The sequence below is a fragment of the Janthinobacterium sp. PC23-8 genome (assembly GCF_002250505.1).
Classification (GTDB): domain Bacteria; phylum Pseudomonadota; class Gammaproteobacteria; order Burkholderiales; family Burkholderiaceae_D; genus Janthinobacterium.
Window position 1 is genome coordinate 1,359,179 of sequence record NZ_NJGY01000001.1, and the last position, 13,613, is coordinate 1,372,791.

The window sequence follows — 13,613 nt, forward strand, 5'->3', positions numbered from 1 at the left end:
CGTGCGCGCTATGTTGGTGGCCGTACAGTGAGGCAGCGTTTGCCTTGCTATAATCAGGACGACAAGATTGCCGGTTTTTCAAACGCGCCACGGCCCGGCGCCGCACGCCAGCCAGACCGCTACGCCGGCCCGTTGCCCATGATGAGATTGACATGAACACCAGAACCAACCCGCTAGCGCGCATTCCCCTGTTGAACACCGGCGTGGCCGGCATGGACCGTATCCTGGGCGGCGGCTTTCCGGCCCACAGTCTTTATCTGATCCAGGGCCTCGCTGGCAGCGGCAAGACCACACTGGCCTGCCAGATCGGCTTTCATCACGCGCACCAGGGCAAGAAAGTGCTGATCCTGACCCTGATCGCGGAAACCCATGACAAGATGCTCAACCACCTGAGCAGCTTTTCCTTCTTCGACGAAAGCCTGGTGGGCGAGCGCATCCTGTTCATCGGCGCCTATGCCGACCTGCTCAAAGGGGGCCTGCGCGAACTGCTCAAGTCGATCGCCACGACCCTGGCCGAAGAGCGGCCCGACATCATGATCATCGACGGCTTTCGCACCGTGCGCGACGCCAGGCCGTCCGACGTGGCGCTGTCGGAATTCATGCTCTCGCTCAATTCGCTTGTCTCGACCATGCAGTGCACCACCTTTTTGCTGTCGCCGACCGAAGGCAATGTGGCCGACTCGGAAAACACCCTGGTCGATGGCTTGATCGAACTGAGCCAGTTCGAGCATGGGCTGCAACTCCTGCGTGAAATCAAGGTCTTCAAGCTGCGTGGCAGCAAGCACTTGCTGGGCCGCCATGTATTCGAAGTGGATGAAGACGGCCTGGTGATGTATCCGCGCCTCGAAGCGATCAGCTCGACCTCGGGCGCGACGCCCGGCATGTCGCGTCAACGCCTGGGCTTCGGCATCCAGGGCATCGATGAACTGACACTGGGCGGCATCGCCAAAGGTTCGACCACGGCGCTGCTGGGCAATCCCGGCGTGGGCAAGACACTGATGGGACTGCATTTCATCCTTGAAGGCCTGCGGCGCGGCGAGCACTGCCTGATCGCCGGCTTCTACGAATCGCCCTCGCGGCTGATCGAAAAGGCCGCCAGCGTCGGCATCGACCTGCAGCCCTACCATGACAGCGGCGCCCTGCAAATCATCTGGCATCCGCCATTGGAGGTGCTGGTCGACCGCCTGGCGCAGCAGGTGCTACGCAATATCGGCGAACGCGCCGTGACGCGGCTGTTGGTCGATGGCATCGACGGCCTGCGCGACATCATCGTCCACGATGGCCGCTCGCGCTCCTTCCTGGCGGCCTTTGTCAACGAGCTGCGCTGCAGTAATGTGACTACCTTCTTCACGCAGGAACTGCCCTATTTCGGCCAGGACCAGTTGCATGGCGACATGTCGGCGTCGATGCTGTTCGAAAACATCATCCTGCTGCGCTTCGTCGATGTCAACGGCATCAACCGGCGCCAGATCGGCGTACTGAAGCTGCGCGAAAACAGCTACGACGCGGCCAACCACGTGCTGTTCATCAATGATCATGGCATGTCGGTCAAGGCGCCCGTCACCGGCCCGGTCGTGCCCGACATGGAGCTATAGCGAGCGGCCATGAGCGATCACACTGCGATGATGGAAGCCCCCACGGATGGCAAGCTCGTCCTGCTTGTCGACGACGAGTTCGACATCCTGTCGACCTACTCCATGCTGTTCGAGTACAGCGGCTTTCGCGTGGCGACCGCCGCCAACGGCCGCCTGGCCCTGGCCGCCGCCGCGCTCGAGCAACCGGCCATCGTCGTCTCCGATTTCATGATGCCCGCCATGGACGGCGCGGACCTGTGCCGCGCCTGGCGCGCCGACGACAAACTGCAAGCGATCCCCTTCATCCTGTGCAGCGCCGGCATCGTGCGCGACCATGCCACGATTGCCTACGACAGCTTTTTCAGGAAACCCGTGCCGATCGACATGCTGATCAAGGAAGTGCGGCGACTGCTGCTCAAAGGCCGCACGCAGGAATGATGGCCTGCTGCGTCGAGCACTAATCGCGCGTCAGCACTTCCAGCAATTCGATCTCGAATGTCAGGTTCGCATTCGGCGGTATCAGCCCCACCTGCCGCTCGCCATAGGCCAGATGCGCCGGCACCCACAGCTTGCGCGTGCCACCGACCTGCATGCCCGTCAAGCCCAGTATCCAGCCCTGTATCACCTTGTTATTGCTCAGCACGCACTGGAACGGTACACCGCGTTGATGCGACGAATCGAATTGCGTGCCGTCTTCCAGCCAGCCGCGATAGTGGGCGGTGACCAGGGCGCCACGTTCGGCGGCCTTGCCGGTGCCGGCCACGATGTCTTCAATTTTCAGCTCAGTTGTCATATTGATTTCATTGAAATTGCTGCTCATGCGACGTCTGACCGGCGCCGAGGCACGTCAGGCATTTCCGGCATTTCCGGCATTGACGTCCCCGACGCGGCCGGTAATTTGGCCAACGGCACCCGCACGAAAGTCCTGATCGCTTCGGGAAAAAAAAGGCCTTGCCATAAAGATCACCATCGATGGTCACGGTCGCTCCTTGCATCATCGATTGACGGGATATGCACCAGATTCAACATCAGGACAAGCGGCGTCACTGGCAAAAGTCGACAATGTTTGCATTACAAAAATGAAAAATGCTAGCGCAGCCAAGCCTTATATTAAAATTTGAATTACTCGCCGTAAAAGTATTGAAAATTATAGCTCAATTCCAATTTTTTCTGATATTTTTTTAACCAATTCCCTAAAGTCTTTCTTTGCGTCTTGAACTGCAGCCGAATGGCTACCTATTGCACCGTCAGCCGAAGTCAGATTGAAAATTGGTTTTCGATGCTCCTGTGCCATCGGAATTAAACTGCGGTAGTGTTTAATTGTCGCCAAACAATAAGGATCATCTTCCTGCTTTATCTTCTCCAGAAGTTTCGTATTAAGTACCGACTCTCTGTAAACAGCTGGAATACGTTGCACCCATTTATCATAGGCTTTCACTGGCCTGTCCAACCTTACACTGTGCTGCTGACATAGATAGCCGATCGGCTGCATTTTCCCCTGCGGCAGTTTGAAGTCCGGAAAAGCACTGTTCTCAACATTACCATCCCAATTGTCCAACCTCTTCTTCCAGAGACTTTTCCAGCTCCTCAAGGTTGGCCCAAGATTCTTCAACCCTTGCAATGAAAACAAGTCAGCACCCAACGGAATCACGACATAATCTGTAGCAATCAATACTGATCGATTGATGGCACCCAAGTTAGGTCCAATATCAACCAGAACAATATCCGCTTGCACCTTCTCAGCGGATTTTTGCATGACTTGCCAAAAAGAGCTAAGTATTCGCATGGGGCGATACAAGTTATTATCCCCCATACTGCTAGGCCATTCCGCAGACAGCGCATCCTCGTAACCTGATAAATTGACATCACCAGGGAGCAAGTATAGGTCAGTGGCAATATTCTGAAGAATAGGCTCAGCGATATCACCTACTCCCGTTAGTGGTTTTACACACTGGTAAATTGTAGATCCAACATTTTTTTTCTCCCAAAGTGCCTCGATCTGATCCTCATCAAGAAACGCCGCTGTCAAGTTAGCCTGAGGATCAACGTCCACGATTACCACTCTTTTGCGCATGCTCGCATACATCCATGCCAAATGATAAATAAGGGATGTCTTGCCTACGCCCCCCTTATTATTGAAAAAAGTTAGTATCGGCGCGCTCACAGCTTTCCCCTCAACACACAAACAACAGCGCTCTGATTTGTTTCAAATGTCGGTGCCAAATTGCCGTTCTCCTGCATGGCCCTGCGCGCAGTAGCAATCCCCCGGCCGAAGGCCTGGATAAATCCATAAGTCTTCAACACATCTGCGATATTCGGATTACGGTAGTCTGTAATCCCGGGCCTTCCAAAATTTTCTATTGTAACGTTACCATAAGGCCCTCCTGGGCTATTGATCTCGATTCGATCATTGAACCAATATACTCGTATGGGAGAGTTGGTACTTTCATATGTACGATGCAGAACTGCGTTATACAAGATCTGCTGGAGAGCGGACTGCGGATATGGAACATCAAATTGGTGTGTGGATGCAGAGGTAATATCAACAGCAACTCGGTTATGCGCCTTCAGCTTTTCCTCAGCCCTGCGAAGCATTTCAACCAGTCCACCACGAATTTCCTCTTCATCAATAACCGGATCTGCCAATTCAATGCCGTCAATACGCAAAAATTGAATGTAAGCACCCGGCAAGAAGTCTTGCGGTTGCTTTCCTACTGCAAGCAAACCTACTACCGTTGGCGTAAATTCATCAGGCCCGACAATCATGCGGCAGGACGCCAATCTTTCCTCGTAGCTGCGGCCATTTTCTTCGAGGACATCTTGCGCAAATGCTTGAGGCAAATATTCGTTTTCAAAAATCACACGGGAAAGATCACTCACTTTGGCCGAGGGAACAGGATAAATATCAAAAGGCAAATTCTTATAGCGCCGTTTTTCGTTGAGAATACGTTCCTCTTGTGCATTAGCCAGTGATCGGCGCGGGCCAGTGCGAATCCATATACGACCTTCAAACTTCACTGGTGGCATATCTGATGGCATAACAGTGACAACCGCCATCGCCAAACCTTTCAGAATCCGTTTTTCCACTGAAAGAACGGGTAATGGCAAAATATTGCCATCGGTTTTCATATCAGCGAGTGACAACAAAAGTTGATCAGTGATATCCAATCCGCAAGGCTCGCCTTTGTCGTTGGCACCGATAAATAGAATTCCTGGCTTGTTATGTCCTGGAAAATCATTGGCGAATGCACACACCGCTTGACGAGCCTTTTTAGGCACGTCACCTTTAAAAGACTCTTTCCGCTCAGCACGATCCGATTCCGTGTCATTGAGCAAACCAAGCAGCTCTTCATCAGTTAATCTTTGCATTTCTCATTACTCCAGAATGGTCGTCCAGTCGGAATTTACATATCCAACGCGCTGTGCGCGGCCCAACGGCCTGCCTATCTAAATCGTCTCTCAAGAACCTCTATCGCCCAATCTGGACAAGTGCGAGCACGCTTCGCAGTCGGATCGCAAGTCCACGATTTGATGGCGTCAACGCTAAGCGGGCGCCTCGTTTCTTCTTGGATGAGCGCGGCTGCCGCTGAGTATGACCCGGCGAGTGCACACAACTCCTTCATTCGTTCCCGATTATCCATTGATCTTGCAGGAGTGTTCTTGTACACCATATGATACGCGCTAACTTGATGCCATGACCGTCTGACCCCGGATGGATGCCCTGGATTTAATTGATCGTCGCCGGCGCTTTGGCTTTACTTGAGGAACAAGTCGCGGTCCGGCGCGAAATGCGCGTACAGGGGCAGGAAGGCGCCGCCGACGGCGCGCGCGTCGGAGCCGACGGTGCCGCCGAGCACCTGCGGTCGGGTGATGCCCTCCCAGCTGTAGTATTCCAGCGCGCGCTCGACCTCGGCCAGCAACTGCTCGAGCAGGCTGCGGTCGAAGGAGCCGTCGATAATCACCCCCTCCAGGTCGAGCAGGCAGGTGGCGCTGTTGATGCTCAGCGCAATGGCCCGCGCCGCGTCGTCGAGCCAGGCCACGGTGTGCGTGACGAAGGGGTCCTGCAGCGCGCGCCCGTCGTGGGCGGCGGCCGGGTCCAGCCCGGCCAGGATAAACAATTGCTCGAGGTTGAACAGGGAGGCGTCGCCCAGCAACTGGCCCGGCGGGTGCCTGGCGCCGGCCGTGGCCAGGCCGAGCGGAAAGGAGCCGACCGCGCCGGCGTTGCCGTGCAGGCCGCCGTGCAAATGGCTGTTGATGACCAGGCCGCCACCGATAAAGATGTCGATGAATACGTACAGGAAGCTCTTGATGCTGCGCCCGCGCCCGAGCACCAGCTCGGCGACACAGGCGGCGGCCGTGTCCTTGGCGAACTCGACCGGCAACGCCGTCATCGCCTGCACGCGCTGGCGGATATCGATGCGGTCCCACTCGTTGGCTTGCTCCGGCGCCATTTCGAGCAGATTCTGCCAACCGCCCAGGGCCAGCGGCGCGGCGATGCCGACGCCGCACAGGCGTGGCAGCAACTTCGGTCCCAGCAGCACGGCCATGCTTTTAAGCGCCGACTCGATCTGGCCGAACACGCTGTCGGGGACGGGAAAGGGATAAGGCATGGACAAGCGCTCGCGCGTCTTGCCGACGAAATCGACCAGCAACACGTCCAGACTGCGCCGGCCGATCTTGATGCCGATCGAGAAGGCGCCGTCCGGATTGAGCATGATCGGCACCGACGGCTGGCCGACCTTGCCGCGCACCGGCGCGCGTTTGCTGACCAGGCCGTCCTCGAGCAGGCGGTTGATGATCAGGGAAATCGTTTGCGTGCTCAGGTTGGTCAGCCGGGCCAGGTCGGCCTTGGGCATGCTGCCGTGCAAGCGCACCGCCTGCAGCACCACCCGCTCGTTGAATTGACTCATGCCCATCTGGTTCGAGCCGCGCGGCTGCAGCCATTGAACATCGTCGATGGCCGCTTGCGGCGCGGACGATTCGGTAAAGCTGTCTGACATGGTGGGCTTGGGTCCGATTTCTACAGGCATAAAATAGAGGCATTTTATTACATATCCGATGCCCCGCCCGTCCTCGGCATGAAGCTCCAAATGAAGGGGGCACCTGTGCAGCCCGGAATCAGGTGCCCCCCATTTCAAAGGCCCGTGTTGGCGATGTCAGCGGTTGGCCCAGATCGACTTCAAAGGCCATATTTTCAGATCTTTCAGCGTTGCCACACCGCCCACGGCGAACAGCGCGACACCGTTGCTGGACGGTTGCGGGAAGATCTGGTCGGTCAACACCACCTCATTGCCCGCAAATACCATCACCGACGAAGTATCGACCACGATGCGCAGCTCCACCGTGCCGGTGCGCAGCGGCAGCGGGGCCGTATGGCGGGCGGCAAAGCTGGTGTTAAAACTGGCGTCGCCCGATTTGCTGCGGTCGATGTAGACCTCGCCGGCCACCGCGTCATAGCCGATGACGGTTTCTTCGCCATTCGTGCCGGTGCGCACCTTCAGGCCAAAACCGGTGGCGCTGCCGGGTTGGAACTGGGCCACGATGTCCAATGCCTGACCCGGGGCGGGGGTGATATTGAGCGCTTGCACGCCGGCGGCCACCGGACGGTCCTGGGCACTGTAGAGCGCTTTGTCGCGCAGATTGCTGAAGTTGTCCACCGGCTGCTGCACCAGCCGCACCTTGCCTGCTATGGTGCGCAGCGTGAATTCCCGGGCGAAAGTCTGGGCGCTGCGCCATGGCGTGGTGGGCGTGTTGCCAGCGTAGTTCCAGTTGCTCATCCAGCCCAGGCCGATGCGCTTGCCATCGGGTATGCCGTTCCAGGTCACGGCGGCATAGAAGTCGGCGCCGTAGTCCAGCCAGTTGGCTTCTTCTTTGGCAGTGTTGGAAAAGACGATGTGATCGACCAGGATATGGCCCCAGCCGCCGGTGTTCTTGTCCACCACCTGGATCTGCGCGCTCTTGCCCTGGTAGGCCTCCACGTTCCAGTTGCGCCAGTTCAGGGTTTCGGAATTGGCGCCGGTCTCACTCTTCACCACCTGGCCGTTCACCAGCAGGTTGACCGTCGTTTCATCGCTGATGGGCTTGGCCGGTTGGTCCGATGCCTCAAACACGTCGGCCACGATGTGGCCCCAAGCACCGTCGTTGTCGTCGATGATGACAATTTGCGCCTGCTGTCCGGCGAACTCTCGCACGTCCCAGTTTGTCCAGTTCAGTTCGGAGTCCGCTCCGGTGGCGCTGCGCACGACCTTGCCGTTGACCTTGAGCACCACCGCCGTAGGATTGTCGCTGCCATAGGGATGGTTGCCGCCCCCGATGAGGAAGTTGATGTAGGCCCTGGAGATGGTAAAGGTGGGCGACGTCAGGCTGCCCTTGGACGCGTCACCGGCCCCGAAGAAGGAATTGAGCACACCCGAGCCGAGCTTGCCGGCTGCCGCTTGCCGGTCGGCGTCGCTTCCGGCGGCAACCTTTTGCCCCACCAGGTCGCCGGCGGGCGTCCAGCCCAGGTCGGCGTAGGTCGCATTGGCCGGGCCTTCAAAACCCGCGCCTGGAAACAGCAAGGTTCCCGCAGGGACCGTGCCGTCGCCCGCATCGGCCAGGCGTGGATGGCGCCCGCCACCCACCATCAAATTGATGTACTTGCTGGACACGGTAAAGGTGGGCGAGGTGAGCGTACCCACCGCGGCGTCATCTTTGCCCAGCCGGTAGGTGTCGAGCAGCTGGCTGCCCTGGTTGTCGGCCACGCCATGCGAGGGGGCCATCGGCGTCTTGCCGACGAAGTCGCCCGTGGAGGTCCAGCCGGTGGCGTCGAAGCTGGCCGCTTCAAAGTCCTGGTAGACAGTGCCTGCGGGGGGCTTCTTGTCGATCACGCTGTTGGCGTCGGCCACGAATTGCTTGCCGTCGAATGTCCCTACAAAATAATGCGCCCCGGAACCACCGGCCACCGAGCCGGGGTTGATGTTGATGTTCATCACCCATTTGCGTTTGCTGGCGTCACCATCGACGGGCAGCTCGAACAGGTCGGGACATTCCCATATGCCACCTACCGCGTTGGCCGGGCCAAAGGCGCTCATATAGGTCCAGTCGCGCAGGTTTTTGGACGAAAACAGCAGCGCCTGGTGCCGCTCCGAGGCCACGGCAATCATCACCCATTTTTGTTCCGGCGCATACCAGAAGACCTTTGGATCGCGGAAATTTTGCCCCTCGTTTTCAAATGGCGCCGGTGGCACAGGAATCACCGGGTTACCTTTGTACTGCGTCCAGGTACGGCCCCGGTCCAGGCTGTAGGCGATGGACTGGGCCTGGCTGTTGGAGGCGAGCACTTGTCCGTTGGCCAGTGTTTTTCCTTGCGGGTACACACTGGTGTAGATCGCCACCATGGCAGGATTGCCGGCGCTGCCAAAGCCGCTGGTATTGTTGGTGTCAACCACGGCGCTGCCGGAGAAGAACATTTGGGTGAGCTTGCCGCCAGCGTCTTTTTCGGCGGTCAGGGCGACGGGCAGCTCGTTCCAGTGCAGCAGGTCGGTGCTGACGGCGTGCCCCCAGGACATGTCGCCCCAGGTATTGCCGTTCGGGTTGTACTGGTAAAACAGGTGGTATTCGCCGTCGTGGTAGACCAGACCGTTGGGATCGTTCATCCAGTTTTTGGCGCTTGTATACGAGAGCTGGGGGCGGTAGGTTTCAAGGTATTTGGACTGGATGGGTCCGCTGTCGCTGTCGTTGCCGCTGCTGCAGCCCACCAGCAGGGTGGCGAGGCAAGAGGCGAGAAGGGTAAGGTGGTTTGACATGGTGTCTCCTTTATATTTATATTTTATTCAAGCGTGCGCGGCTTGACTGGTGCAAATGCTTGATGCGGTGTACACTGGGATAAGATTGTTGCCTTTGGGCCATTTTTTGATGACTCGGAAATTCCAGCAACATCAAGGGTAGCTAAGGTTTTTCGCGTGGCATCGAATTCATCCATATCGTTCACCGGCTTGTGGCCAGCGTTCAATTTGAGCGAGGATCAAGCTCTTCAGTTGGCGCGCCAAGGCGTTGACCATCGCTGGCAATGCGCACATTGCCAGGGATCGCTTCTGCAGGCGCGGTGCACTCCCCCTGCGTCGCTACCGCCAGACGCGTCCAGATCGGGGAATGTATTTCTTGCGCGTTCTTCTGGGCTCAGGTCGCCAGCGGCTCGCTGATCACACCCTTCTTGAACAGGAAATTGGCGTACGGTTGCATTTCCCCGGTCTGCACGATGGCGTAGGCGCCCTTGACGCGTTCATAGAAGGCGAAGCGCTCGACCGCCTCGCATTGCTCCGGCGCGGCGGCGCCGGTGGCGGCGATCTGCTCGAGCATGGTGCGCTGCAGCGCCGACAGATAGCCATCGGCGGTGTTGCATACCTTCATGAAGGCGACCGGCTGGTCCACCATGGCGTCGAGCGGAAACACCGACAGCAGCGCCGCGCTGGCGCGCTGCAGGTCGATGCCAGGCAGGCGCACCAGCGGCTTGCCCTGGCCCAAAGTCTGGCTGGTGAAGTTGGCGTCGACCAGCACGATTTCCTCGCCATGCCCCATTTCACACAAGATCTTCAGCAATTCCGGGCTGAGCAGCGGATCGATTCCTTTAAGCATGAGCTTCCTCCGGAAATTCTTCGGCGCTCTTCGCGCCCGTCATCACTGCCACGGTGTCGGACATGCTGATGTGCTTCGGGTTGAGGACGGCGACGCGCTTGCCCAGGCGTTGGACGTGGATGCGGTCGGCGATCTCGAACACGTGCGGCATATTGTGGCTGATCAAAATCACCGGCAGGCCGCGGTCGCGCACATTGCGTATCAGTTCCAGTACCATATTGCCTTCCTTTACGCCGAGTGCGGCGGTTGGTTCGTCGAGAATCACGACGTGCTTGGCAAACGCCGTGCTGCGCGCCACGGCCACGCCCTGGCGCTGGCCGCCCGACAGGGTGCCGACGGCTTGCTTCATTGAACGGATGCCGATTTTCAAATCGCGCATATGGGCTTCCGCCTCGGCCAGCATCCTCTTCTTGTCGATACAGCGCAGGAACCTCGAAATCATGCCCTTGCGCAGCAGTTCGCGGCCGAGGAACAGGTTCTCGGCGATCGTCATGGCCGGCGCCACCGCCAGGTCCTGGTACACCGTCTCGATGCCGTAGCGGCGGGCGTCGATCGGCGACCTGAGATGGACCGGCTTGCCGTCGAGCAGCATCTCGCCCTCGTCGGGCACGAGGGCGCCCGACAGGGCCTTGATCAGCGAGGACTTGCCGGCGCCGTTGTCGCCGATCACGGCGAGTATTTCGCCCGGCAACAAATCAAAATCAGTGCCGTCGAGGGCGGTCACGCTGCCGTAGCGCTTGACCAGGCCGCGGGCCTGGAATACGGGTTGCACATGGCTTGTCATGATCATCAACCTTTCTTATGTGTAAGTTGATCGGTTGCCACTGCCAGTATCACCAGGATGCCCGTCACCAGGATCTGGTACACCGAGGACACGCCCATCAAGGTCAGGCCGTTGCGGAACACGCCGACGATCAGCACGCCGACCAGGGTGCCCATGATCGAACCGCGCCCGCCGAACAGGCTGGTGCCGCCGAGCACGACCGCGGTGATGCTGTCGAGGTTATCGGTCTGGCCGCCCTGCGGGTCACCCACACCCATGCGCGCCACCGACATCAGCGCGGCGATGCCGTAGCACAGCCCGGCGATCATGTAGACGCCCAGCAAAACTTTATTCGTGGCGATGCCGGTCAGGCGGGCCGCCTCCGGATTGTTGCCGACGGCGTAGAGATGGCGGCCGGGCGCGGTCTCGCGCAGGTACAGCCAGGTCAGCACATACATGCCCAGCATCAGCACGGTGCCGTAAGTGAAGGTGGCCTGGCCGAGCTGGAAGGTGTTGCCGAAAAAACCCATCGCTTCCGGCAGACCGGTGACGGTTTGGGCCTGCGAGTACAACTGCGTGACGGCGAAGGCAATGTTCATCGTGCCCAGCGTGACGATAAACGCCGGCAACTTGATCGTGGTGACCAGCGCGCCGTTGATGAAGCCGATCAGTACGGTGACGGCAATGCCGCACAAGACCGCGAGATAGGGGTTCATGCCGAGGTCGACAGCGAATTTGGTCATGATGACCGAGCCCAGGGCCATGGCCATGCCGCAGGACAGGTCGATACCGGCGGTCAGGATGATCAGGGTCTGGCCGATGGCGATGATGCCGACGACCATGACCTGCTGCAAAATCAGGGAAAAATTCTGGCTGCTGAGGAAGCGGTCGCTCTGCGACGCGAAGAATACGCAGGCGGCGAGCAGGGCAATGACCGGACCCAGTTTCGAGATTGACGGCAGAAATTTCGGGACGGTGGAACTCATATGTTATCCATATTCAAAAGGGAAAAAAGGGTGCGCGCCGGCGACCGCCCCGGCAAGGCCCGTAGCCTTGCCGGGGCGGCTGCCGGCGTGGGCTTATTTACCCCAGCAGGAGTTCAGGCCGAACGCCGTGTCGCGGCTCGCGACGCCTGCTTGCTGCTTGTCGCTGATCAGGGTGACGCCGGTGTCGACGTAGCCGCTGACCTTCTTGCCGTTCTTGGCGTACTCGACGCCGGCTTCGATGCCCAGGCCTGCCATGTTCAGCGGATACTGCTGCGAGGTCGCCGCGATGACGCCGGCCTTGACGTCGCGCACGCCGGCGCAGCCGCCGTCGACCGAGACGATCATCACGTTCTTTTCCTTGCCCAGGGCCTTGAGTGCCTTGTAGGCGCCGGCGGCGGCCGGTTCGTTGATGGTGTACACCAGATTGATGTCGGGATTTTTCTGCAGGCAGTTTTCCATCGCCGTCTGGCCCTTGCCCTGGTCGCCGAAGCTGTCGGCCATGCATACCACATCGGCGGTTTTCGCCAGTTCGACCGTCTTGGCGCTGATGCCCGACGCGCCGAAGCCGGCCAGGAAACCGTTGTGGCGGGAAATGCCCACCGGATGGCCCGGGAACAAGTCCAGCATGGCGATCTTGGCGGGCTTGCCGGCGAAAGCGGCCTTGGCGTATTGGCCGATCAGCAAGCCGGCCTTGTAGTTGTCGGTGGCGAACAGCGCGTCCGTCGCGTCCTGCGGCTCGGTCGGGCTGTCGAGGGCGATCACCAGCACGCCGGCGGCGCGCGCCTTCTTGATGGCCGGCACAATGGCTTTCGAATCGTTCGGGGTGATCATGATCGCCTTGGCCCCGGCGGCGACCATGTTTTCAATCGCCGTTACCTGGCCGGCGTTGTCGCCGTCAGCGCGCCCGGCCGCCGTCAACAGCTTGGCGCCCTTCAGTTTTGCGCGTTGCTGCGCGCCCTCTTTCATCTTCACGAAGAAGGGGTTGGTATCGGTTTTGGTGATCAGACCGACGATCGGCTCATCGGCCATGGCGACGCCGCCAGTTGCCGTTAGAATAGCCAGTGCGATGCATTGTTTGACGTTCATTGTGTTGTCTCCAGAATCTATTTGTTTTTTACCGGGAGGGCGAGTGCCTCGGCCTGGGGGCGACCGCCAACGGCGGTACCCGAATTCAATATACTCCCCGATAATTAATAAATCAAGCGACTTTATATATTGTTCCTACCAAAAAATCTGGCGATCCGGCCGTCAATCGAAATACCGTTAGTCGCAGGTCTTGCTGCGGCGACGCGTCGCGCGGCTCACTCGATCTGGTAACCATTTCCGGCGGCATTGAGGCGACGCACGCGGTATGGAAAAGTGAAGGGCACCGTACCATTCGCGCGACAATTCCTCCTCCGATCAACAACGCGACATATATATAAAACCCTGTTCGCTACCGCCAGGCTCAATGGACTTTGATCCGGCGCGCTGGCTGGCGGACGTATTGGAACGTCGCCCGACGTGCCCCAACAGCCAGATCGACTCGCTGCCGCCATGCCCGGACTTTGCCCAGCGCTGAGCACACCCGACAGGTGGGGCGGCTGGCCGCTGGCGGCTCAATGGTTGCCTTGTAGTTTGCACTGTCAGGCAAAAAGCAGGGTCCTGTCGAGCCATCGTCGGCCCACCCAGGTCATA

11 protein-coding genes are annotated in these 13,613 nt (G+C 58.9%); 2 read left to right on the forward strand and 9 right to left on the reverse strand.

Annotated features, from left to right (window positions below):
• Positions 1 to 152 precede the first annotated feature (152 nt).
• A complete protein-coding gene (locus CD932_RS05870) occupies positions 153 to 1,595 on the forward strand; it encodes an ATPase domain-containing protein (protein ID WP_094441816.1) in 1,443 nt (480 codons plus the stop codon).
• Between the two features lie 9 nt (positions 1,596 to 1,604).
• Positions 1,605 to 2,012, forward strand: a complete 408-nt coding sequence (locus tag CD932_RS05875) for a response regulator (RefSeq protein ID WP_254926480.1) — start codon at positions 1,605 to 1,607, stop codon at positions 2,010 to 2,012.
• 19 nt (positions 2,013 to 2,031) lie between these two features.
• Here the strand turns inward: CD932_RS05875 and CD932_RS05880 are convergent, their stop codons facing one another.
• The 9 genes from CD932_RS05880 to CD932_RS05925 form a co-directional block, all read right to left on the reverse strand.
• Positions 2,032 to 2,367 (reverse strand): FKBP-type peptidyl-prolyl cis-trans isomerase, encoded by a 336-nt coding sequence (locus CD932_RS05880; RefSeq protein ID WP_094443483.1) that lies wholly within the window; start codon positions 2,365 to 2,367, stop codon positions 2,032 to 2,034.
• 354 nt (positions 2,368 to 2,721) lie between these two features.
• Positions 2,722 to 3,738 carry a ParA family protein gene (locus CD932_RS05885; RefSeq protein WP_094441817.1) on the reverse strand — a complete coding sequence of 339 codons (1,017 nt, stop codon included), beginning with the start codon at positions 3,736 to 3,738 and terminating at the stop codon, positions 2,722 to 2,724.
• A complete protein-coding gene (locus CD932_RS05890; RefSeq protein WP_094441818.1) occupies positions 3,735 to 4,943 on the reverse strand; it encodes an ATP-binding protein in 1,209 nt (402 codons plus the stop codon). The genes CD932_RS05885 and CD932_RS05890 overlap by 4 nt, the downstream gene beginning before the upstream one ends.
• Before the next feature lie 386 nt (positions 4,944 to 5,329).
• Positions 5,330 to 6,574, reverse strand: coding sequence for an ROK family transcriptional regulator (locus CD932_RS05900; protein WP_094441819.1), 1,245 nt, complete (start codon positions 6,572 to 6,574; stop codon positions 5,330 to 5,332).
• Positions 6,575 to 6,730: 156 nt separating this feature from the next.
• Positions 6,731 to 9,358, reverse strand: a complete 2,628-nt coding sequence (locus CD932_RS05905; RefSeq protein WP_094441820.1) for a glycoside hydrolase family 32 protein — start codon at positions 9,356 to 9,358, stop codon at positions 6,731 to 6,733.
• 373 nt (positions 9,359 to 9,731) lie between these two features.
• Positions 9,732 to 10,187: an RbsD/FucU family protein gene (locus CD932_RS05910; protein ID WP_094441821.1), complete on the reverse strand. Its 456-nt coding sequence runs from the start codon at positions 10,185 to 10,187 to the stop codon at positions 9,732 to 9,734.
• Positions 10,180 to 10,977, reverse strand: a complete 798-nt coding sequence (locus tag CD932_RS05915; RefSeq protein ID WP_094441822.1) for an ATP-binding cassette domain-containing protein — start codon at positions 10,975 to 10,977, stop codon at positions 10,180 to 10,182. The genes CD932_RS05910 and CD932_RS05915 overlap by 8 nt, the downstream gene beginning before the upstream one ends.
• Positions 10,977 to 11,936 (reverse strand): ABC transporter permease, encoded by a 960-nt coding sequence (locus CD932_RS05920; RefSeq protein WP_094441823.1) that lies wholly within the window; start codon positions 11,934 to 11,936, stop codon positions 10,977 to 10,979. Before CD932_RS05920 ends, CD932_RS05915 begins: the two co-directional genes overlap by 1 nt.
• Positions 11,937 to 12,029: 93 nt before the next feature.
• Positions 12,030 to 13,022 (reverse strand): sugar ABC transporter substrate-binding protein, encoded by a 993-nt coding sequence (locus CD932_RS05925; protein WP_094441824.1) that lies wholly within the window; start codon positions 13,020 to 13,022, stop codon positions 12,030 to 12,032.
• Positions 13,023 to 13,613: the final 591 nt, after the last annotated feature.

Excerpts from the sequence above, each read along its gene's own strand:
- CD932_RS05870 (WP_094441816.1), top strand. The coding sequence starts at position 153 with ATGAACACCAGAACCAACCCGCTAGCGCGCATTCCCCTGTTGAACACC.
- CD932_RS05875 (WP_254926480.1), top strand. The coding sequence starts at position 1,605 with ATGAGCGATCACACTGCGATGATGGAAGCCCCCACGGATGGCAAGCTC.
- CD932_RS05880 (WP_094443483.1), bottom strand. The coding sequence starts at position 2,367 with ATGACAACTGAGCTGAAAATTGAAGACATCGTGGCCGGCACCGGCAAG.
- CD932_RS05890 (WP_094441818.1), bottom strand. The coding sequence starts at position 4,943 with ATGCAAAGATTAACTGATGAAGAGCTGCTTGGTTTGCTCAATGACACG.
- CD932_RS05900 (WP_094441819.1), bottom strand. The coding sequence starts at position 6,574 with ATGTCAGACAGCTTTACCGAATCGTCCGCGCCGCAAGCGGCCATCGAC.
- CD932_RS05905 (WP_094441820.1), bottom strand. The coding sequence starts at position 9,358 with ATGTCAAACCACCTTACCCTTCTCGCCTCTTGCCTCGCCACCCTGCTG.
- CD932_RS05910 (WP_094441821.1), bottom strand. The coding sequence starts at position 10,187 with ATGCTTAAAGGAATCGATCCGCTGCTCAGCCCGGAATTGCTGAAGATC.
- CD932_RS05915 (WP_094441822.1), bottom strand. The coding sequence starts at position 10,977 with ATGATCATGACAAGCCATGTGCAACCCGTATTCCAGGCCCGCGGCCTG.
- CD932_RS05920 (WP_094441823.1), bottom strand. The coding sequence starts at position 11,936 with ATGAGTTCCACCGTCCCGAAATTTCTGCCGTCAATCTCGAAACTGGGT.
- CD932_RS05925 (WP_094441824.1), bottom strand. The coding sequence starts at position 13,022 with ATGAACGTCAAACAATGCATCGCACTGGCTATTCTAACGGCAACTGGC.